This is a genomic window from Pseudoalteromonas sp. S3776, assembly GCF_005886915.1.
Lineage (GTDB): Bacteria > Pseudomonadota > Gammaproteobacteria > Enterobacterales > Alteromonadaceae > Pseudoalteromonas.
This window is the reverse complement of the sequence record NZ_PNCU01000017.1, coordinates 91667-112818: the sequence shown is the minus strand read 5'-3', so window position 1 is coordinate 112818 and position 21152 is coordinate 91667. Positions and strand designations below refer to the sequence as shown.

The following is a 21152-nucleotide window of genomic DNA, read 5'->3' as shown; positions in this document are numbered from 1 at the left end:
GCCAGTGTATAAAAAGCCCATGTTAAGTTGGTACTTAACATGGGCTTTTTACGTTACGGGGCTTAAAAGGGCAATGTAAAAAGTGAACACTAGTTGGTTTATACATATAAGAGAGCAAGACTATGGATGTCACGAGTACGTTGAGTATATTTGAAATCAGCGCGATTTTTTTAACAATAACCGCATTACTTGCTTATATTAATAACCGGTTTATTGGCTTGCCAACCACCATTGGAGTGATGGTTATCTCGCTTTTGGTATCTATTGCTGCGATATTTTTGGGCTTTTTAGGGTTTGATAAACTTATTGATTACGAAGTAAGCCTACTTGATCAACTCAATTTTACTCACGTTTTGCTCGATGGCATGCTCTCCATGCTGCTTTTTTCAGGGGCGCTGCACGTAAATGTAAGTGACTTAAGGCGTTATAAATTACCCATAGGTATTTTAGCGTGTGCCGGTACGCTAATTTCGACAGTTATTATTGCTGCTGCGTTATACCTTGTGGTGCCTTTATTAGGGTTTAACCTATCGTTTATATGGTGTTTATTATTTGGTGCGTTGATTTCGCCAACTGATCCCATCGCAGTAATGGGAATTTTACGCTCTGCGGGCGCCCCTAAAAGTATTGAAACTGTTATAGCGGGGGAGTCGTTATTTAATGATGGTATAGGCGTGGTCGTGTTTGCGCTTTTATTAGGCATTTTAACCAGTGGTGAAATACCTACTACTTATTCTGTTGCTCATACGCTCGCTGTTGAGGCGGGAGGCGGTATTGCATTTGGTTTAGTATTAGGGGGTGCTTTAAATTATTTATTAAAGGCGATAGATAGCTACCAAGAAGAAGTATTACTTACGCTAGCGGGTGTTATAGGCGGTTATGCATTGGCGAGCCACTGGCACTTATCGGGGCCACTTGCAATGGTTATGGTGGGGTTAATGGTGGGTAATCACGGCCGTAATTTAGCAATGAGTGATAAAACCCGTCACTATGTTGATTTGTTTTGGGAACTTATTGATGAAATTTTAAATGCCATTTTATTTGTGCTAATTGGCCTTGAGGTGGTGATGATTATGTACTCCGCGAATCTGTTGGTGGCGGGCGTTTTAACTATTTTTATTGCGCTAGGCGCACGCTTAATTGTGGTTGGCTTAACAACAAGTGTTTTTAATAAACAGCTTGAACTGCCCTGCGGTGCATGGAAAGTGTTAACCTGGGGTGGTTTACGTGGCGGGATCTCAGTGGCGCTTGTATTGCAGTTACCTGATGGAGCGCAGCGTAATATATTACTTGCTTTAACATATGCAGTAGTGGTTTTTTCAATTTTAGTGCAAGGCTTAAGCGTAGGAAAAGTCGCAACAAGCATAAAAGCTAAATAATTTCAACGCTTTATTTTTGTACAGTTTAGTGGCGTGTGTGCATAGCCACTGCATACCACTTGTTTTAAAACTTTTTTCAAAACAAGCAGTAACTACACTAGTTTACATGCTGTTAAACATTTAAGTTTGTACGTATATTAGACTAAAGTCTATAGGTTAAATTTCTTCACTTATTGAGTTTGTTTTTCTCGTTTGTCGGCGCTGAGCTATTACTCTAAAGTTCAGTTGTCGGCAACAAGCGCGACTAACTTAATTAGGAAATACAAACCATGAAACGTACACTTTTAAAAACCATCGCTCTTGGCTCATTACTAACTTGCTCAGCAGCTGTAATGGCTGATTCAAGTGACTACAAACTAATGGTTATTAAAACCGAAACTGCTCCGCAGCCTCTTGAACAGTCATTCAATAGCTGTGCGCTTAATGTTAAATCAAAAAACTACGCTCAAGCTGAAGAAATTTGTACTAAAGCCATTGCACTGTTAAAAGATGCACAAGGCCCTAAATTTAAGGTACGCCAGCTTACATCGTATGCGTTAAGTAATCGTGGTGTTGCACGCTTAAAAGCACATAACGATACCGCAGCATTAGCTGATTTATATGAAGCAGTACAAATCTCTGAAAACACATTAGTGTCTCATAACTTAACTCGTGCTAAAGAAGAGCTTGCCTTATAAAGCAATTTAATTAGCGAGAGTCACAAAAAAGCCCCTACCTATTTATATTAGGTAGGGGCTTTTTTGTGCGTGTTATTACGCCCTTAAATGGCCTTACAAATTTGGGGCTTATTATGAGTAAGAAAGATTCTACGCGGTTCAATCAAACACAACGAGATTGTTAGATCGGCTTTATTTTTAAATTATTAGTACTAAGTGCGAAAAAATTTATAAAAAAGCTGACTGATATAAATCAACGTTTTGATTAAGTGTATTTTGCTATTGTATTATTCTGATAAGCTTAGCTTGTAAAAGCAGGTTAGTTTAATTTCAATATTAAAGAGTGAGTAGTATTTATGGGCTCTAGCAAAAATCAGCTTAATTTAGACTTAGGACAAGAGCATATTACTATACAACGCCGTTATGAAGCATTGGGCGCAGTTAACGATTTTTTAATTGCGGTGTGGTTTTTAATTGGTAGTTTTTTCTTTTTAAATGAGTCATTAATTGAAAGCGGTACCTGGCTTTTTATAGCGGGCAGTGCGCAATTAATTATAAAGCCTGTATTAAAATTAATGAGTTTAGTTCACGTTAAAAAAGTGTTTCATTCTAATAATACTCACTAGGCGTTAAGGTATTGTCATTAATAATTTAATGACTATTTGCAACAAAGGGAATGCAATGAGAGTCTTAAAGTGGACTTTGGGGGCAGTTTTAATTTTATTAATAGCGGGTTTACTCATTCCTGAGAAGCTAGTAATTCCTGTGCAAGGCGCTACAAGTAAGGATTGGAATCACAATACATTTTGGTATGCGCCATGGGGGCGCTCAGGTGTGCATAAAGGCATTGATATTTTTGGCGCTAAAAACACGCCTGTGGTTGCTGCAACAAGCGGTATTGTTATTTTTTCAGGCGAAATAAACCAAGGTGGCAAAGTGGTTGCGGTACTTGGTGCAAAATGGCGTGTGCACTATTTTGCACATTTAAATGACTACCATGTAAGTGCAGGGGATGTAGTTAGCATAAACAGTCAAATTGGCTTACTGGGTGATACCGGTAATGCTGCAGGAAAGCAACCTCATGTGCATTATTCTATACTATCGCTTGTGCCTATACCGTGGCTTTATACAACACAAAGCCAAGGGTGGAGAAAAATGTTTTTTTAAACCCGCATAAAAAATTGACTGCTCACTAACCCAGTTTTACTTATAGCTGGGCCTTTACCAAATTAACTGCCAGCGTAGTTAAATCACTTGTTTTGCTGTATTTTTTGAGAGTGAAAGAAACGCTATTTACAGTAGGTATTAGACTAAAGTCTATAAGTTAGATTTTCTCACTTATTAGGTTTGTTTTTATCGTTTGTCGCTGTAACCAAAATTATCTAAAGTTAAGTTGTCGCCAACAAGTACGACTAACCAAACAGGAAGATAATCATGAAACGTACACTTTTAAAAACCATCGCTCTTGGCTCATTTTTAACTTGCTCAGCTGCTGCAATGGCTGATCAAAGTGACTACAAATTAATGGTTATTGAAGATTCTGTAACCGCAGCGCCGGAGTTTGAACAGCCATTTAATAGCTGTGCACTTAATGTAGAGTCTAAAAACTACACAGAAGCGGAAGCCATTTGTACACAAGCAATTGCCTTATTAAAAGAAAGCCGTGGCCCACGTTTAAAAGTACGCGAACTAACATCGTTTGCATTAAGTAACCGTGGTGTAGCCCGCATGATGGCCAAAAAAGACACCGCAGGCCTTTCAGATTTATACGAAGCGTACCAAATCTCTAAAAACTCACTGGTATCTCATAATTTAACGCGCGCTAAAGAAGATTTATCTTTATAAAAACCATTATAGCGCGATAAAAAAGCCGATGAAAGGACAACCCTGCATCGGCTTTTTTGTACTCAATTAAAAGTGTTATAGCGTGTTTTTATCGAATAGGCCAAAACTGTTATAAATCGATTTTTGTTTGGGCAATTGGCTTGTTTGAGTTGTTGAGCAACTATTATTAGTTAATAAGTATAGCGCCTCGCTTAGAAGAGGGTCTTTGGTATCGCCCCAATCAGAATTAATTGTATCTTCGGCGTAACAATCTGCAGGTAAACCATCAAAGTAATCACCATAACCAGCTGAGTTAGTCATTTTAAAGTTTATTGCAAACACAACGTGGTCACAAAGTTGATTAATATCCATGCCAACAGGCTTTCCTCCTGTGCTTGTGCCAACTACCTGAACATCAATGTAAGGTTCTAGCGCATTTATTATCACTTCGCTAGCAGACAATGTTTGTTCAGTGGTAAGTATTACTACACGAGGTAAATTAAGGCGTGGTTGGTTATTATTCAACTCAAAATCTACGCTGTTAGTTTCACGGTTTTTATTATATTCGTAATTAAACATAGGCTTGCCAAGCACGTTCTCAGCAGCAATTTGGCTTGCTAGCTGTTTAGCTACATTAAGGTAACCGCCGCCGTTGTAGCGTAAATCAAGTACTAGCTCTGAAACGTCCTCTTGTTCGAATAACAAAAATGCGTCATCTAAGTCTTGTGCACTGCGTTCAATAAAGCTATTAAAGGCCAAGTAGCCAACCTTACCTGTGTTAGATTCTAAAATGCGGGCATCTAGTACAGTGTTTGTGGTAACTGTGGCGCGTGCCATACTGCCGGTTTGTTCTTCGCCGTTTAAATCTATCCATGTTACGTCTACTGTATAGCCTTCTTCTTCAGGCCCCAATAAGACATCGTAGTCAAACGTATTGTTGGTTATTGCTTCTTCAATATTTATACCATTCATTATGGTGATTAATGAGCCTCTGGTTAACCCCATAGCTGCCGCGTTACCATTGTCAAATACATACTTTACAAGAAGACCGTTAGACTCTATTTTGTTTGCTAAACCATAACTAAAATAACTCGCGTTAAGGTATCGGTCTTCATATTCTTGCGCGGTGACTACATAACTGTATTTATCTAATTCTACTTGCGATTTAACTTCGGTCATTAAATCGCTTAATGAATCAAATGTAGATGGGTTTGTTGAGGTATTTAGCTGCTCACTCCAAAGGTAATCTGTTTGAAGGTAGTCCCAAAGGGCTTCGTTTTGTGCGGTTTGACTAGCGCATACTGCAGGGTCGGAACTTATAGCATTGCCTTCGTTTTCTGAGGAACCCCCACATGCACAGAGTAATAAAATTGAGCTAGATAAAATTATATTTTTTGTTTTTTTAATCATGACAATCCTTGTAAGTTTTGGGTTAATTAACAAACCTACAACACTAATGCCTTTATGGCAACACGTAACTATTGTGTAAATTATTGAGTTTATTATCGCTTTTATAAGATTAATTTTTTAAAAAAGCGAGAGGTTTTACTAAAGGCTGTGCATATATAAATATGTTAAGAGTATTAAATTTCTTTATATTTGCGGCTATTTTCATTAAAGTACCTAAAATAACAAATTCAGTTAATATTAATTTTTGTAAACAAGCTTGTGTTTAATGACATTTAGCTGTTTTGTGCATGTTCTAATTAAAACTAAAAATAAATAAGTAATTGCACTTTGAATGGAACTGCGTGATTTTAGCGCAGATAAAAGGATTTAAAATGAAACTCAACTTCAATCGCATTGTTGCCTCTTTTGTTGCAGCAACTATTAGCCTCTCTGTAACTGCTGAAGATATAGAGCTGTACGTTAACCATAACGTAGAAACCGATGAAAACCCCCGCGTAGTGATTATTTTTGATACCTCCGGAAGTATGGGAAGTAAACTTCCTAACAACGGGCCTAAAAAAATAGATGCGGCTAAAGATGCCATGACCCAACTAGTCAACGATAATAACACCATCGACTTTGGATTAATGCGCTTTAATGGTGACCACGGGGGCTATGTTATGGCTGGCTTGGGTTCATCACATGACACTATTTTGTGGCAGATAAATAAGCTTCCTGCCAGTGGTAATACCCCAGTTACAGAAACCCTCTGGGAAGCCTACCTATACATGACAGGGCAAACCGTTTGGTATGGACAAAATACTAATCAACGAGACTTTAGCGTAGAGACCAATGATAACCCCTTAACGCCACCGGACTATATATCACCTTTTAAACAAAAGTATGGAGCAGCGGAGCGCTGTGATAACTCTATAAATTTAATTTTAATGACCGACGGCGACCCGACTCAGGATAATAACCGTAATAACGATATTAAAGATTTATACAAACAAAAATTTGGTTACAACCCCAGTAAAACAAGTAGTAGTTATTTAGCGGCTCTAGCCCAAATTATTCATGGTACAAAAGATGTTGAAATAGATCTATACGAAAACACACCCGAGGTGGCAGACACAGGACGCGTATTTACTATAGGCTTTGGTAGTGGCATGAGCAGTAAAGGTAAAACGCTGCTTGAAAAAACCGCTGAACTTGGTGGAGGCGAGTATCTTCACGCAGATACCTCAGCAGAGCTCTCCGAAGCATTAAATAATACTATTTCTAGAATACGTGAAGTAAACGATAGCTTTTCATCGCCTACGGTTGCCAGTAATAACGTTGACCAAACCCGCAGCCGAGACGCAATTTATTTTGCAATGTTTTATCCTGAAACAGGCGCTCGTTGGGGCGGGAATTTAAAAAAACTAGCTATGTCGGGCTCTACCATTGTTGACTCAACAGGTAATGAGGCAATAGGTGACGATGGCTTAATTAAAGAAGACGCTCGCACGTTTTGGCTACCCTCAAATAAACCGGCCGATGGTAATTTAGTCGCACAAGGGGGCGTAAACTACTTACTTTCAAGTTTAGATTCACAAAGCCGTAAGCTGTATATAGATTCAGGCGGCAAAATTGTTGATTTTACCTTTGATAGAGTAAAAGAAATTTTAAATATAGTGTCAGATGCCATCGGGGGCATCATACCAGGTACTGATATTGCTATCTCGAGCACTGATATTAGCTGGGCAAGAGGCATGGATGTAGATAACGAAGATGGTGATGCCTCATCAGTAGATCAGCGTGCTAATATTTTTGGTGATCCTTTGCACTCTAAGCCGGTATCTATTGATTATGGTGATGGCAACATACGTATTTTAGTGGGTACTAATGCTGGCTTTTTACACATGTTTAACGATAAAGGTGACAGCATTGAAGAAGAGTGGGCGTTTATACCTGCTGAGCTTTTAAAAAATATACCTGCACTTCGTACCAATCAAGCCAATACCAAAGTGTATGGTATGGATGGGCCCATTAGTGTGTTTTTTAACAATAAAAGTTTAAACAGTGACGGCTTAAATGACGGCGTAATAGATGCCACTAAAGGTGATGAAGTATGGGCATTTGCTGGTATGCGTCGTGGGGGGGAAAACTATTACGCACTTGATATTAGCTCACCAGATAAACCAAAACAGTTATGGAATAAACCTATTGTTGGTGGCTCGCAAGGGTTTGAATACTTGGCTCAAACCTGGTCTAAACCGCAAATAGCCTATATTAAGGCGTTTGGCGATGAGCCTTTACTGGTATTTGGTGGCGGATACGATACAAACAAAGACAACGCAATTCGTAGTGAGGATGACTCTGGTACAGCCATTTACATTGTTAAAGCTAAAACCGGTGAAAGAGTATGGGCATTAACACCCGATGATAACAATTTTCAAGGTAAGCACAGTATAGCTGCCGATATAGCAACGCTTGACTCCGATTACGATGGCTATATTGACCGTTTATATGCCACTGATACTGGGGGGAACATTTGGCGTGTTGATATGCCAGGTGCTGACAAAAATAGTTTTTCTCATTACAAATTAGCAGAGCTTGGCAGTTCATTAGCAACGCAAGACCGACGCTTTTTTTACAAGCCATTAGTCGCACGAACTATGTTTAGTAAAGTAAGTAAAACGAGCTATGGTGGTGAGGAAATAACCACACGGTTAGACACACCTTACGATGCAATTGTGATAGGCAGTGGTAATCGATCAAACCCGCTTGCAACCAATGAGCAAGATCACCTTTACATGATTCGTGATGAGCATACCGTGACTCAAACCTTCGATTCACAAAATACACCAGAGCCCATACTGCCAGGTGATTTAATGCTTATGAATGACGACCCATTTGGTAATGCACTAGATAATGTTGATGAGTTTGTAGAACTTGAAGCCGATTTAGCTGGCTTTAAAGGGTGGCGATATGAGCTAAGTAATGGCGAAAAATCATTGGCTGCAGCCACCGTGGTAGGAGGCGTAGCTTATTATACATCGTTTACACCTGCTCTGGAGTCTGATAAAAATCAGTGCTCTTTAACGGGGGGCGGAGGTGCAATGTACGCTTTTCATTTACACTATGGCACAAAAGTGTACGACCAACTTAAATTTACTACCAGCTACGATGTACCCGATACCGCTCAGTTGTATTTTGGTGAAGGCGACTCATGTATAGATGCTAACAATAATGGATTATGTGATGTGCCAACACCTGATGATGGTATCCCAGGTGATGGTATCCCAGGTGATGGCTACGAGTACGAAGAAACAGTACCGGTTAGCCAAGTGAGCCAGTTTTATTTAATTGGCCCAAGCCTAACTGGTGAAGGCGCCGTAAACCCAATCAAACCACCTGAAATTAACGGACCAGGGCTAACTGTTGTTGATGGTAAAGTGAAACTTGTAAATGACAGCGATACATTAGGTTTTGGCTTCAAAACACAGCAAACTTATATCTACAAGCGTGAAGAAAACGACTCGTCGTCTGATTAGGTTATCTTAAGCTTTAAGATTACGTGTTGTTATTATTTACTGCGCATGCCTTTAAAAGGCATGCGCTAACTTACTCGCTAATACGACTAGAGCCCAAAATAAACCTTGCTACGTTAAAGTGTTCTGATTAAGAAAGATTACCGCAGCGACTTCTATCTTAAATAAATTACCTACCACAGCCTGTGGCTATAAATAAAAGCTCAGCTCTTAGCCGCTACTAAATTGCGTTAGCTCATAAAAAAAGCGCATTATCCTAATATTAAAAATAGATATACGTATATCGGCTTGTTTATGAATTGAACGTAAATAAACCAGTTTATGTGTAAATGAATATTAAATAAGTCACTAAATAGTAAAGCAATATTTGCATAACATGACTAAAAAAATGTTTTATAAAACTTACCAATTTTAATGGTTGCTAGTGCTTAATTTTGCCGCTATTTTAAGGTTAAGTTGTATTAGATGGAATTAGTATGAGTTTCAAATTGATCTCTTTTTGCTATTGTATTCCCGTACTCTTTTTAAATGGTTGCGATGAGGAAGTGGGTTTATTTAGTAGCAGTAAAACCCCGTTAGTGGCTAAAAAAGAAAACGCTAATTTACCGGTGGCTGCTGTAGAAAAACAGCGACTTGCTGTAGAAGGCCTAATAGAGGGAGTTGTACCAAGTCATTGTAAACGCGGGGAAACAGCCTATATAAATGCTAAAATGCAAAAGGTGATACGCAACCCAACGGCAAAAGTGACTTATACACTAAAACCCACTGACAATATTTTGTCTGTGTGTGTGGCTAATGATAACTCGGCTATTACTTATCGTTATGGCACGGAGCAAAAAATTGGCCTAGAGTACACTGCCACAGCAGCGCAGCCATTTGGTAGCTACTATCGCCAAATAGGAAAAATAGGCGAAAGCATTTTGTTTTTTAACAAAGGCAATTACTATTACTACATTATTAACGCAGGTGGAATGGGTAGCGGTGTTTCAGTGAATGTATATAAAAATAAAAAGCTTATAGGCGAGTTTTTCTCTGGTAATGAAGCCTATAACGATTTTGTTATTGCCAGCAATTTAGACTTGCCTAAGTCCTTAGCTAAAGAGCTAAAACCACATATAAACACAATGCAATGAAAGAACTTAGCAAAGCACAGTGTCACATTATTGAACAAGGGCAGTGGTTTTCTGGCCGAGATGCACACTTAAAACAATTTTTACTAAGCCACGCAAAATGTTTAAGCCTAAGCGCGCACCAATCGCTTTTTTTACGAGGTGACGAACACGACGGTATTTATGCTGTATTAAGTGGTGTGGTGCGTATTAGTGGGGTAAGTAATAATGGTAAAGAAGCTGTTTTAAGCTTTGTTGACGTCTCGCTGTGGTTTGGCGAAGTCACTTTATTTGACCGCGGAGTGCGTACCCACGATGTTTACGCTCAAACCGATGTGACACTGTGTTTTGTTCCTCATCGTGCACTTGAGCAACTGTTAAACCAATATCCGCATTATTGGCAAGACTTTGGGTTACTCCTTGCCCAAAAATTGCGGGTTATGTTTACTAGCATGGAAGATCACGCACTATTAAGCGCCGAGCAACGTGTAGCAAAACGCTTACTCATATTGTGTGCACACTTAGCGCAAAGTCATGGCCATACGTTTACTCTGTCGCAGCAACAATTGGCTGATATGACATACCTTACACGGCAAACCGCCAATCAAATCCTCAAAAAATTAGCAAAGCAGCAACTCATCGAACTTGGCTATAACAAAGTAACCATTTTAAACCAATCAGCTTTAGAGCAACTTTGTAGCCAGTAAATGTCGGCAACCCGACAGAGTCATATTTTAAAAGCCTGATATAGTGTAAAAAAACACAATAAAAGGCACACACATGAAAACCCTACAGCAACAACTTGGTACATACGGTTTGTACCATCGCTCTAAACGTAACGTCTTAACTCATTTTTTTGGCATTCCGCTTATTGTATTTGCCGTGCTGTGCTTGTTAGCACGTATTCAAATACCCATTGGCAGCTTACTTATTGATGGCGCGCAGCTTTTTGTTTTTGCAAGCGTGGTGTATTACTTAATGCTGAGCGTGTCGCTTGGCTTAATAATGGGTGTTTTGTTTACCTTATTACTTTTAGCGGCGCAGCCAATCGCTGCAATGACTTTTTGGCCTTGGTTAAGTATTGGCGCTGGCGTATTTGTGTTTGGTTGGGTATTACAGTTTATTGGCCATTATTATGAAGGTAAAAAGCCCGCATTTGTGGATGATTTAATCGGTTTAATTATTGGCCCTTTATATGTAACCGTTGAACTTTTATTCTTAATGGGTTTTTATAAAACCTTAGAAGATGAAGTTAACGCCATAGCCGGCCCAACTAAAGCATAATAATAAGCGACTTAATACAATAAGTATTAGCACCAGAGAACATAAAGGTAAATAACGCATGGATTATAAAAATAAAACCGTATGGATCACTGGTGCATCATCAGGTATTGGTAAAGAGCTCGCAACTCAGTTTGCCCAGCTTGGGGCTAACGTTATTTTATCCGCCAGAAGCGTTGATAAACTTAACAAACTAAAGCAAAGCTTACACGGCGATGGCCACATTGTACTGCCACTTGATTTGTCAGCACCGGAGGCTGTTTTGGATCAGGTTACTAATTTACTCGAGACATTACCTGCTATCGATATTTTAATTAATAACGGCGGGGTGTCGCAGCGCAGCCTATTTTTAAAAAACAACTTTAATGTTTATCGCCAATTAATGGAAGTTAACTACTTTGGCCTAATAGCACTTACCAAAGCGGTAGCGCCTAGTATGGTAGCAAGGCGTAGCGGCTCTATTGTTTCTATTAGTAGCGTTGCGGGTAAAGTAGGCTCTAAATTTAGAACGGGCTATTCAGGCTCTAAATACGCGGTAGTAGGTTTTATGGATTGCCTGCGGGCTGAGCTTGCAGAGCATAACATTCATTGCTTAACCATTTGCCCTGGCTCTATTAAAACCGCCATCGCACATAATTCGTTAAACGAGCAAGGCATAGCGCAAAACAAGCCAGAGCACTCAATAGAAAATGGCATGGATGTAAGCATAGCCGCTAAAAAAATGATCCTCGCAATTGGTAATAAAAAAGACGAAGTGATTGTTGGTAAAGGCTTAAGTGGTTGGGCACCGACCATTAAACGGTTTTTTCCTCGTTTATTTAATCGATTAACCGCTAAAACAAACTATAGGTAGCATCGGGCGATTTAGAGATATAAAATGCTGTAAATTCAATCAATTTAGACAAGGATTCTAAATGAAGTATTTATGGCTTGGCCTGTTTTTTATTGTATTAATTTGGTCCGGAATTAACCCAAAAGATCAGTTTACTTGGCTGCTTGAAGTTATCCCCGCAATTATTGGTTTAGTGCTTATGGCAAGCAGCTATAAGCATTTTAAACTCACCCCCATTTTATATGGCTTTATATTAGCGCATTGTATTGTACTAATGGTTGGCGGGCATTATACCTACGCCGAAGTCCCTTGGTTTGATAACTTATTTGACAGTGAGCGTAACAACTACGACAAAGTAGGGCACTTTTTTCAAGGGTTTGTGCCTGCATTATTAGCGCGTGAAATATTACTACGCAAAAACGTAGTAAATGGTAAAGGTTGGTTAAATGTGTTTGTTGTATCGATATGTTTAGCGTTTAGTGCTTTTTACGAACTAATAGAGTGGTGGGTTGCAATATTAAGCGGTGAAAACGCAGAAGCATTTTTAGGTACGCAAGGCTACGTATGGGATACTCAATCTGATATGGGAATTGCGTTACTTGGGGCTATTTGCTCGATATTGCTGCTTTCAAAAGTACACGATAAACAACTAAAAAATGTTAAAGATTACTGATTCAAATTTTATGATAAAAAGACAATAAGCTATGACTGTAAATCCCCATAATTTCACGGTAAGCACAGATAAAAGCAAGCTTAACATGAGCGTTATTTATAACTTTATTGCTAATAGCTATTGGGCTAAAGGAATACCTAATAGCGTTATGCAAAAAGCGATTGATAACTCAATGTGCTTTGGTGTTTACAGCGCTGATAACGAGCAAGTGGGTTTTGCCCGCGTAGTAACCGACAACGCCACCTTTGCCTATTTGGCTGATGTATTTATTATCCCAAATTTGCAAGGTAATGGTCTGAGCAAGTTACTTGTTAAAACGATAGTAGAACACCCTGAGCTGCAAGGGCTCAGGCGCTTTTTATTAGCCACTTCTGATGCCCATGGCCTGTATGCGCAATATGGGTTTAAACCGATAGATAATCCAGCACTGCTAATGCAAATTAATCCTGCAAATGTGTATGAGGGAAATACTAGAGAGGTTTAGTAAATTGGGGAAGGGCAATGTCTATGTAAGTAATATGTTAGACATTTTATGGACCCCAGTAGTCAAAATAATAAGTAGTGCCTTTTTGGATAGTAATTCCCATCCATCCTCCACACTCAATTATATGCACCCCAGGTTTCACTTCTCCTTTAGCGTTCAAACCATATGGCCACTCTTTTTTATCTACGAGCAAAGGTCCGCAATTGCCACCATTATTATCTTCAATTACCAAATAAGTTTTATCGTCAAGTGAGGTTTTATATCGACCTCTAAGCTCGTGGGTAGCGTCATCATCACCGTTTAAAATGTGTATGGTAAAAAGAGTTATAACTGCAAGAAGCATTATAAGAAATATTATTAGCAGAAACTTTACGAATTTAATCATCCTTGATGCCTAACACCTCTTTAAGGCGCAAAAAAATAGTTGGCTATAATTGTGAAGCGAAGTGTAACGTAGCCAATGGTCTTTATTCCATTTAAAGTTCAAATTAGCTGTGGTTTTCTTAATCAGTGTCATGTATTTGGAGTAAAAACATTGCTTTCAAATAATCTTTAATTTTATTGAAGAGTAGAATAATACCTGCAATTGTTTTTACTAGAATGTCATGACCGAACTTTTTACCTTTACCACCAAACCCAATACCGTCATCCCATGTTTGCATAACAAGCATGGAGCTACCAATGTTAGGGTGAACAAGATCACAAAAAAGGTCGTATAATATTTCTACACTACCTTTATCTTTTGACCACTTTTGTATGCATGTTAATATGTTGACCTGAGATAAATCATTTGTAGATTTATTTTTAGTCATCAAACTTTCGAAGTCACCAGCAAAAAAGCTTTCCAATCAAAACGCCCCGATCGAAGGAATCGATCAAAAAGACCATTTATTCCACGTAGATTTTCAATCTGTCCACTTTCTACAGCTTTGTCTATCGATGGTTTTAATGCATTTTTAAAGTAGTATCGCATTGTGGCTGCATGTTCAATGATAGAGCGACCAAGCATTCCATAAATTAAATAATGTTCTTCATTAATGCTATTTACCAGACCAGTATACAACTCATCAAACTTGTTTACATAACATGACCATAGTAGATCTAACTGGTTATTTAGGAGTTCTATTTCACTATTGGGATTTGAATTCCAAATATGCCTTTGTTTAGATTGCTCGTAAATGGCTTTAATCGCTACTTCAAAGTTTTTGAGTAACTCCGCGTGTTTGTCTGGTAGCGAGTCAATGATTTCTTGTTTGAACTTTAAATCCATAGATAATTAATACTCTTTACATGTGGAACAGCTAACGCCTCGTTAAGAAGAAAATAATATGTTGGCAAAAATAAGCGACGCAGGAGCAAAAGCCAACTGTTACTTGTCCTGCTTTAATGACTTGATATGAGGCGGTTCCGCCGCATATTGCTGATACTTTATTACAAACTCTTTTGCTTGAGCTAGAGTCTCAGGATAAGGCACACTGTCAAAGCTATTTTTAATTGTCCGAATTTTTTGGAATACAAAGCCATGTTCAATTAAATACTCAACTTTTTTCCATTGAGCTGTATCTGAATTTTTAGGCGGTTTGAAGTGACGCCCCAAGTTAACAGCTACACCTTTACAAACAGGACACTCTATAGTTCTAGGGTAATCGCATGGAGCAAGATTAAATTGGCGCATATTCGACGTTTTAAAGTTACAACAAGCAAAAGACATTGAATACACTGGGCTTTGAACTTTAACCTGAGGCTTAGGTAGATCTCGATAACCAGCCTTTCTTCGAAGCTCCATCCTTGATTGTTTATCCATACCTATTTACGCCCTTTGGTTAAAGCGTTTGTTAGTACTCATTTTGTACGATACCAGTAAAGCAGAGCCGATATACTACCGACAATAGCTATTGGTATAAATATAATTACCATTGAAAAATCTAAATTTTGAAAGCCAAAACCGAACACAATGCCCAAACATATTGCAGCAACAAAACTGCATGCTACTATTGAGAATAAAAACGATACCATAACTCTTAGGAAATAATTTATTTCTATCATTTCAATAGAGTGCCTGAAAATATAAAAACCTAAAGTAAACGCTAATATTGCTACTGGCACCCCAAAAAATAGTGTTTTAACGAAGAATCTTAAGCTATATAAAAGCCCATTGCCGTCATTAAAGTTCAATACCGGCACAATAACTAAAAACATAAATAAATACACATATATGATTGAGCTAACATATTTAGATTTATCGAGCATAGTTGCCTTTGAGTACTAACAGCTTTATCAGAGGACACTTTCCTCTTTTTATGAGCAATGTACGTCCTCTTAATTATTTTTAATATTAATAACAAATCCTGTAACACATTGCGAGTATTAAACTTTAAGGCGGGGTGTTCTTTTTATGGCAGGTGGAAAAGAGGAAAGAGTCCTCATTTTCTGACTTAGGAGGAAAAACGCCATCGCAGTAAGCAAATACAGCAGCTAAAGATTTAAAATGAAAACTAAACTCCTTTTTTAAATCATTTAATATTCACTAAAAACACGGTGGCGATAACGTAAGTAACGGCTTTAAGTACATTTGTTTATGCAAGCCTATTATAAAAGGTGGTTTTTGGCTGGTGGAGGCTATAAAACGAGTTGATGAATTATTTACTAAACGCGTCTTTCTACTTTTAAAACAGTACAGACACGATATTTATACCAATCGACTTAAATATTTAGCCTCTCTCGCGTGCTAAATAAAGCGTTAACTGCGTTATAAATTTCTCATGTAGAACAACTACATGTCGAAATTTATGCCTTGTTATCACTCTATTTATCCGTCGCTATAAATGTCTAATTACTTAACACGATTGGTATTATCTGGCTTTTTTGCTTCAAGCGCTTCTATTTCACTCCAGATTTTTTCGGCTTCTGCGCTTAACATGGCGTAGCTTTTTATATCGCCTTTACGCTGTGCTTGCATGCCTTGCTCAAGTTTTGCGTCGTACTCTTTGCGTAGTTTTTTTGTCGGGTCTGAATTGAATATTGAAAACATGGTGACTCTCTTAAATTTACGGTAATTATAGCTTTATCGTACGCTACAAAGAGATAAACGGTTCTTTTAGTGGCTAGGCGTTTACCTTATTAAATAAGGTAAACGCTGTATTCATTATACTTTGATGATTTAAGGAATTTAAGTTTGTGGCTCTAGGCGTTTAATACCTTGGCCATCTATGCCTAGATAAATATACCCATCAGCACCTTGCGCTAAGCTGCGTACTCTGCCAATTCCATCGAGTATTTCATATTGCTTAGCCACTTTACCCTTTGAGAGTTCCAATGCGCTAATGAAAGAAAACTTCATAGATGCAAGTAATAGCTTACCTTTCAGCTTTGGGTATTTGTTACTCGTTACATACAACATATCGGAGGGAGCAATAGATGGAGTCCAATGTAATACAGGCGACTGCATGCCGTCTTTTTCTTTAAGGTCTGTAAACTTGGTGCCGCTGTAATTAACGCCATAACTTACTAAAGGCCATCCGTAGTTAGCGCCTTTTTTTATTATATTAAGCTCATCTCCGCCGCGAGGGCCGTGTTCGTGAGACCACACTATATTATTTTGTTTATCAAACCACATGCCTTGCGGGTTACGATGTCCGTAAGACCAAATAGCGGGTTTAGCGCTTTTTTGATTTACAAACGGGTTATCTTTAGGAATACGGCCATCAGCGTGTAGGCGATAAATTTTACCGCCATCACGAGTTAAGTCTTGCGGGTTTATAGTGCGCGCGCCGCGATCGCCAATCGAAAAGTAAACATACCCTTGGTTATCAAACACAATACGGCTTCCGTAGTGTTGGCCTTTTGTGCTGTTATGCTCACCTTTATAAAGTAATTGTGTGTTTAAAAGCTCAGTGCGATCGTCACTCAGCTTGGCGCGCATTAGGGCTGTGTTACTGCCACTTTTAGCGCCTTGGGTACTTGAGTATGTTATGTAAAGCCATTGATTATTGTTTGCGTCGCTATGTAGGGCTAAATCGAGTAAACCGCCTTGCCCGTTGGCATCAATTTTTGGCAAACCCGAGAGCTTAGTTAAGGTTGATGAGTTTTTAGGCAATAAATAAAGTGTGCCGCTTCGCTCGGTTATAAGTAAATCACCATTACTTAACGGCTCAATAGCCCAGGGGATAGTTACCCCTTTAGCCACACTGACGGCCTTTACATTGAGCGGTAATGTATCAAGGGTTTTGTAATCAACAGCCGCCACTGGCATTGAAATGAGTACAGCTATTAACGCCGTTGATACCGTTTTAGCAATCGATTTTATAGGGAAAAACACAGTTTTGTCCTGTTCAATAAGCAAGCAAGTAATGCCTACATTAGCATGCTACTGTTGATTTTGCTAAATATGGCGATTTAATAAAACTATATATATTTCAATCAACAAGAGTTTATCTACAGTGCTATATAGCTACTTTTAGTATTTTAAACAGCTACTTGTTGCACCTTTATTAAGGCTTTAGTGCTGCACTTTAAATTTAAGCTTTGCATATAAACCATGCTAAAAAACTGACTATTTACTCTAATACTATTGAAATTAATTTTTTTGGGCGTACACTTGTGCGCTGAAGTTTGAGCGTACACATGTAAGTTCAAATTCAATATTTAATATCCAAGAGATTAATAGTGATGATTACTAAAGTATTAGACCAATTTTCGAAGTGGTTTTTACACCATCAAAGCTTTGCAGGCTACATTGAGCCCATTATGCAAATGGTTAAGCCTGCGTGGCGTGCAGGTCTATATAGAGCAAAAATTGAAGAGTTAACGCAGTACAATGGTGACTTTTTAAGTATTACCTTAAAGCCTGCTCAGCATTGGCAGGCACACATTGCTGGGCAACATATTAGTTTAACGGTAGAAATAAACGGGCGTTTATTAACACGTGTGTTTACGGTTGCCTCAAGCCCTGAGCAATTTAAAAAAACGGGGTTAGTGCGTTTATTAATTAAAACTAATGAGCAAGGGCGTTTTACAAGCCTTTTAAGCAGTGCTTTACGAGTCGGTGAGTGGTGCAATATTTCAGCGCCTAGTGGCGATTTTGTTTATAAAAACACCCAAAACAATGCAACGTTTATAGCGGGTGGCTCGGGTATTACACCTATGCTTGCCATGATTAGTGAGCATTTAAAACATACCACACAAAAAGTATCGTTAATTTATTATGCCAAAGCCGCAGCGCACCAATGTGTAGATGAGCTAAGCGCATTAGCAAACCAGTTTTCGCATTTTTCGTTTTTACTGCTCACACGCGAGCAATCAGCTGAGATTACTGGCCATGTAAATGTATGGGAAAAACCAGATATATACTGCTGTGGGCCTGCAAACTTTATGAAAACGGTGAGTGATTTTGCTAAAAAACACCATTTAAATTACTACCAAGAAGCATTTGGTTTAACGCTGCCAAGCCAAAATGACGACAGCCTGTTTAACGTGCAGGTTAATAGCAGTGCTCATGTCGTCAATGCTAACAACGCTTTGTTAGTACAGTTTGAGGCAAAACAATTACCGGTTAAACGCGGGTGTGGCATTGGTATTTGCCATCAGTGTCAGTGCATTAAAAAGTCTGGCGTGGTGCGTAATTTAAAAACTGGTGAGTTGAGTGATAACGGCGAGCAGTTAATTCAATTGTGTGTTAGTCAACCTGTTAGCGATTTGGAGTTACAGCTATGAAAAACATAAACTTTGATCAGTTAGCCCACGATTTAGATAGCATAAAAATGGATACGCTTGGCAAAGTAGGGCAACAAGATGCTGATTACATTCGCTCTGTTGTACGCAAACAGCGGCTATGTGAGTGGAGTGGGCGTATTTTACTTATGCTGGGCTTTATTCAGCCAATTTTATGGGTTGTAGGTGTGCTGCTATTAGCGGTTGCAAAAATTTTGGACAATATGGAAATTGGCCACAACGTTATGCACGGCCAATACGATTGGATGAACGACAAGCAGCTTAACTCGCAAAACTACGAATGGGATATTGCATGCGATGGCCAAAGTTGGCATCGCGTTCATAACTTTGAGCACCACACCTACACTAATATTATTGGTAAAGACCGCGACTTTGGTTATGGCTTATTGCGTTTAAGTAATGATTTTAAATGGCGGTTAAAAAATGTGTGGCAGTTTATTACCTATATTAATTTAAGTGTGCTGTTTCAGTGGGGGGTGTCATACCACGAGCTGGCTGCAGAGCGTGTGTTTATAGGTAAAAAGAAAGAAAACCGCGAAGGGGGTGTATCACATTCTACCCTAAAGCAACGCTTTTTTAGTAAAGGTGCGCGCCAATTAATAAAAGATTATGTGATATTTCCTTTATTGGCAGGTCCTTTGTTTTTATGGGTATTAGCAGGCAACTTACTAGCAAATTTAATCCGTAATTTATGGACCTCAACCATTATTTTTTGTGGCCACTTTACTGAGGACACCGAAACCTTTAAACAAGAAGACTGCATAAACGAAACGCAAGGGCAGTGGTACTATCGCCAAGTTTTAGGCTCATCAAATATTAAAGGATCGCATTGGTTTCATGTTTTAACTGGGCATTTAAGCTGCCAAATTGAGCATCACTTATTTCCTGATATGCCGTCCTCTCGTTATCAAGAGGTGGCGCCGCAAGTGCAAGCCGTTATGCAAAAGCACGGTATTGATTATCATACAGGTGGTTTTTTTAAACAGTACGGCTCGGTATTAAAACGTATTATTAGGTACTCGTTTAAATAAATAATGTGCCTTTAAAAAGCCGATTAATGAAGATGCATTAATCGGCTTTTTTGTATGTGCTTAGCAATGTGGTTAATTTATAAACAGTAGTTGCAAAAAATTCTTTTTGATAATTAAAAAAGCCTCAGTTTTGCTATGGTTAAACGATGCATGATTGTCATACAATGGAGAAAAATAGACCACACAAGAGAGATTAAAATGGCCGCATTCGGTACTGTGTTTATGCCGCAGATGATTCAAGCTCGTTTTTCAGATAACCAATGGAGCGAAAGCTCAATCGTCCCTTCCGATAAACTTGAACTTCATGCGGGTGCGCACGTTCTTCATTATTCAAGTACGTGTTTTGAAGGCTTAAAAGCGTTTCGCCACGAAGATGGCTCTATTTATATTTTTAGAATAGATGCAAACATTGCGCGTATGCAGCAAAGCTCTGCGTTATTAAGCTTACCAAGCTTTGATGGTCAAATGCTAAAAGACATGATTATCAAAATTGTTAAAGAATATGCTGATGAAACGCCATTACCACCGGGCTCTATGTACATTCGCCCAACTCACATAGGAACAGAGGCTGCCATTGGTAAAGCGGCTGCACCGTCAATGAGTTCGTTGTTATATACACTTTTATCGCCTGTTGGCGATTACTTTACCGGCGGCGCTACTGCGCTGCGTGTATTACTTGAAGAAGACGGCATGCGCTGTGCCCCGCACATGGGCATGGTTAAAAGTGGTGGTAATTACGCCAGTGCACTTGCACCAATTAGCGCAGCGCGCGAAAAATACCAAGCCGATCAAATTTTGTTTTGCCCAGGCGGCGACGTACAAGAAACAGGTGCTGCTAACTTTATTCTTATTGATGGTAATGAAATTATTACCAAAGCGCTCAATAGCACCTTTTTACATGGCGTAACACGTAATAGCATTTTAACCATTGCAAAAGATTTAGGCATGACGGTAAGCGAGCGTAACTTTAGCGTTACCGAGCTTTTAGAGCGCGCTGCAAAGCCAGGCACAGAAGCGGCGCTTTCAGGTACTGCTGCGGTGTTAACCCCGGTAGGCACGTTTATTCATAACGATAAAGAATACAAAGTAGGCAGTGGCGAGCCAGGCCCTACAACAGCGCGTTTACGCCAAGCATTGAACGATATTCAATGGGGTAAAAGTGAAGATAAACACGGCTGGTTAACTAAAGTCTAATTAATTTAACCAGTTCACAGTAAAAAGCCACCGA

General features: G+C 38.9%; 22 protein-coding genes and 1 pseudogene. 15 read left to right on the top strand and 8 right to left on the bottom strand.

Features of this window, described 5'->3' with window-relative positions; translation table 11 throughout:
• The first annotated feature begins 122 nt into the window (after positions 1-122).
• The 5 genes and pseudogenes from CWC16_RS08895 (at position 123) to CWC16_RS08875 (ending at position 3880) form a co-directional block, all read left to right on the top strand.
• Complete coding sequence (locus tag CWC16_RS08895; RefSeq protein WP_138541288.1) at positions 123-1379, top strand: cation:proton antiporter; 1257 nt, start codon at positions 123-125, stop codon at positions 1377-1379.
• A gap of 269 nt (positions 1380-1648) precedes the next feature.
• Complete coding sequence (locus tag CWC16_RS08890; RefSeq protein WP_055015175.1) at positions 1649-2056, top strand: hypothetical protein; 408 nt, start codon at positions 1649-1651, stop codon at positions 2054-2056.
• A 335-nt stretch (positions 2057-2391) separates the two neighbouring features.
• Positions 2392-2661, top strand: a complete 270-nt coding sequence (locus CWC16_RS08885; RefSeq protein WP_055015174.1) for a YrhK family protein — start codon at positions 2392-2394, stop codon at positions 2659-2661.
• Between the two features lie 55 nt (positions 2662-2716).
• A pseudogene (locus CWC16_RS08880) lies at positions 2717-3231 on the top strand (M23 family metallopeptidase).
• 238 nt (positions 3232-3469) lie between these two features.
• Positions 3470-3880: a hypothetical protein gene (locus tag CWC16_RS08875; RefSeq protein WP_055015172.1), complete on the top strand. Its 411-nt coding sequence runs from the start codon at positions 3470-3472 to the stop codon at positions 3878-3880.
• A 75-nt stretch (positions 3881-3955) separates the two neighbouring features.
• Here the strand turns inward: CWC16_RS08875 and CWC16_RS08870 are convergent, their stop codons facing one another.
• Positions 3956-5269: a S41 family peptidase gene (locus CWC16_RS08870; RefSeq protein WP_138541286.1), complete on the bottom strand. Its 1314-nt coding sequence runs from the start codon at positions 5267-5269 to the stop codon at positions 3956-3958.
• Positions 5270-5640: 371 nt separating this feature from the next.
• Between CWC16_RS08870 and CWC16_RS08865 the strand changes: the two genes are divergently transcribed.
• From CWC16_RS08865 to CWC16_RS08835, 7 genes are all read left to right on the top strand, one after another.
• A complete protein-coding gene (locus tag CWC16_RS08865; RefSeq protein ID WP_138541285.1) occupies positions 5641-8787 on the top strand; it encodes a pilus assembly protein in 3147 nt (1048 codons plus the stop codon).
• A 473-nt stretch (positions 8788-9260) separates the two neighbouring features.
• The gene (locus CWC16_RS08860) at positions 9261-9917 is read left to right on the top strand and encodes a hypothetical protein (RefSeq protein ID WP_249929199.1); all 657 of its coding nucleotides are present in this window, start codon (positions 9261-9263) and stop codon (positions 9915-9917) included.
• Positions 9914-10600 carry a Crp/Fnr family transcriptional regulator gene (locus CWC16_RS08855; protein ID WP_138541284.1) on the top strand — a complete coding sequence of 229 codons (687 nt, stop codon included), beginning with the start codon at positions 9914-9916 and terminating at the stop codon, positions 10598-10600. The genes CWC16_RS08860 and CWC16_RS08855 overlap by 4 nt, the downstream gene beginning before the upstream one ends.
• Positions 10601-10673: 73 nt before the next feature.
• Positions 10674-11177, top strand: a complete 504-nt coding sequence (locus tag CWC16_RS08850) for an Mpo1 family 2-hydroxy fatty acid dioxygenase (RefSeq protein WP_055018614.1) — start codon at positions 10674-10676, stop codon at positions 11175-11177.
• 58 nt (positions 11178-11235) lie between these two features.
• Positions 11236-12027, top strand: coding sequence for an SDR family oxidoreductase (locus tag CWC16_RS08845; protein WP_138541283.1), 792 nt, complete (start codon positions 11236-11238; stop codon positions 12025-12027).
• Between the two features lie 61 nt (positions 12028-12088).
• Entirely contained in the window at positions 12089-12679 is a 591-nt protein-coding gene (locus CWC16_RS08840; RefSeq protein WP_138541282.1) for a DUF2238 domain-containing protein, read from the top strand.
• A gap of 31 nt (positions 12680-12710) precedes the next feature.
• Positions 12711-13163, top strand: a complete 453-nt coding sequence (locus tag CWC16_RS08835; RefSeq protein ID WP_138541281.1) for a GNAT family N-acetyltransferase — start codon at positions 12711-12713, stop codon at positions 13161-13163.
• Positions 13164-13209: 46 nt separating this feature from the next.
• Here the strand turns inward: CWC16_RS08835 and CWC16_RS08830 are convergent, their stop codons facing one another.
• From CWC16_RS08830 to CWC16_RS08800, 7 genes are all read right to left on the bottom strand, one after another.
• Positions 13210-13548: a hypothetical protein gene (locus tag CWC16_RS08830; RefSeq protein WP_138541280.1), complete on the bottom strand. Its 339-nt coding sequence runs from the start codon at positions 13546-13548 to the stop codon at positions 13210-13212.
• 118 nt (positions 13549-13666) lie between these two features.
• The gene (locus CWC16_RS08825) at positions 13667-14011 is read right to left on the bottom strand and encodes a hypothetical protein (RefSeq protein WP_171037638.1); all 345 of its coding nucleotides are present in this window, start codon (positions 14009-14011) and stop codon (positions 13667-13669) included.
• Entirely contained in the window at positions 13975-14433 is a 459-nt protein-coding gene (locus CWC16_RS08820; protein ID WP_138541278.1) for a hypothetical protein, read from the bottom strand. The genes CWC16_RS08825 and CWC16_RS08820 overlap by 37 nt, the downstream gene beginning before the upstream one ends.
• A 99-nt stretch (positions 14434-14532) precedes the next feature.
• The gene (locus CWC16_RS08815; RefSeq protein ID WP_138541277.1) at positions 14533-14967 is read right to left on the bottom strand and encodes a hypothetical protein; all 435 of its coding nucleotides are present in this window, start codon (positions 14965-14967) and stop codon (positions 14533-14535) included.
• 38 nt (positions 14968-15005) lie between these two features.
• On the bottom strand, positions 15006-15413 hold the full coding sequence (locus CWC16_RS08810) for a hypothetical protein (protein WP_138541276.1): 408 nt from the start codon (positions 15411-15413) through the stop codon (positions 15006-15008).
• Between the two features lie 583 nt (positions 15414-15996).
• Positions 15997-16194: a DUF6435 family protein gene (locus CWC16_RS08805; protein ID WP_138541275.1), complete on the bottom strand. Its 198-nt coding sequence runs from the start codon at positions 16192-16194 to the stop codon at positions 15997-15999.
• A gap of 138 nt (positions 16195-16332) precedes the next feature.
• On the bottom strand, positions 16333-17415 hold the full coding sequence (locus CWC16_RS08800) for a PQQ-dependent sugar dehydrogenase (RefSeq protein WP_138541303.1): 1083 nt from the start codon (positions 17413-17415) through the stop codon (positions 16333-16335).
• Between the two features lie 416 nt (positions 17416-17831).
• Between CWC16_RS08800 and CWC16_RS08795 the strand changes: the two genes are divergently transcribed.
• The 3 genes from CWC16_RS08795 (at position 17832) to CWC16_RS08785 (ending at position 21118) form a co-directional block, all read left to right on the top strand.
• Positions 17832-18875, top strand: a complete 1044-nt coding sequence (locus tag CWC16_RS08795) for a flavin reductase family protein (RefSeq protein ID WP_138541302.1) — start codon at positions 17832-17834, stop codon at positions 18873-18875.
• A complete protein-coding gene (locus CWC16_RS08790) occupies positions 18872-19924 on the top strand; it encodes a fatty acid desaturase family protein (protein WP_138541274.1) in 1053 nt (350 codons plus the stop codon). The genes CWC16_RS08795 and CWC16_RS08790 overlap by 4 nt, the downstream gene beginning before the upstream one ends.
• A gap of 150 nt (positions 19925-20074) precedes the next feature.
• Complete coding sequence (locus CWC16_RS08785; RefSeq protein ID WP_138541273.1) at positions 20075-21118, top strand: branched-chain amino acid aminotransferase; 1044 nt, start codon at positions 20075-20077, stop codon at positions 21116-21118.
• Positions 21119-21152: the final 34 nt, after the last annotated feature.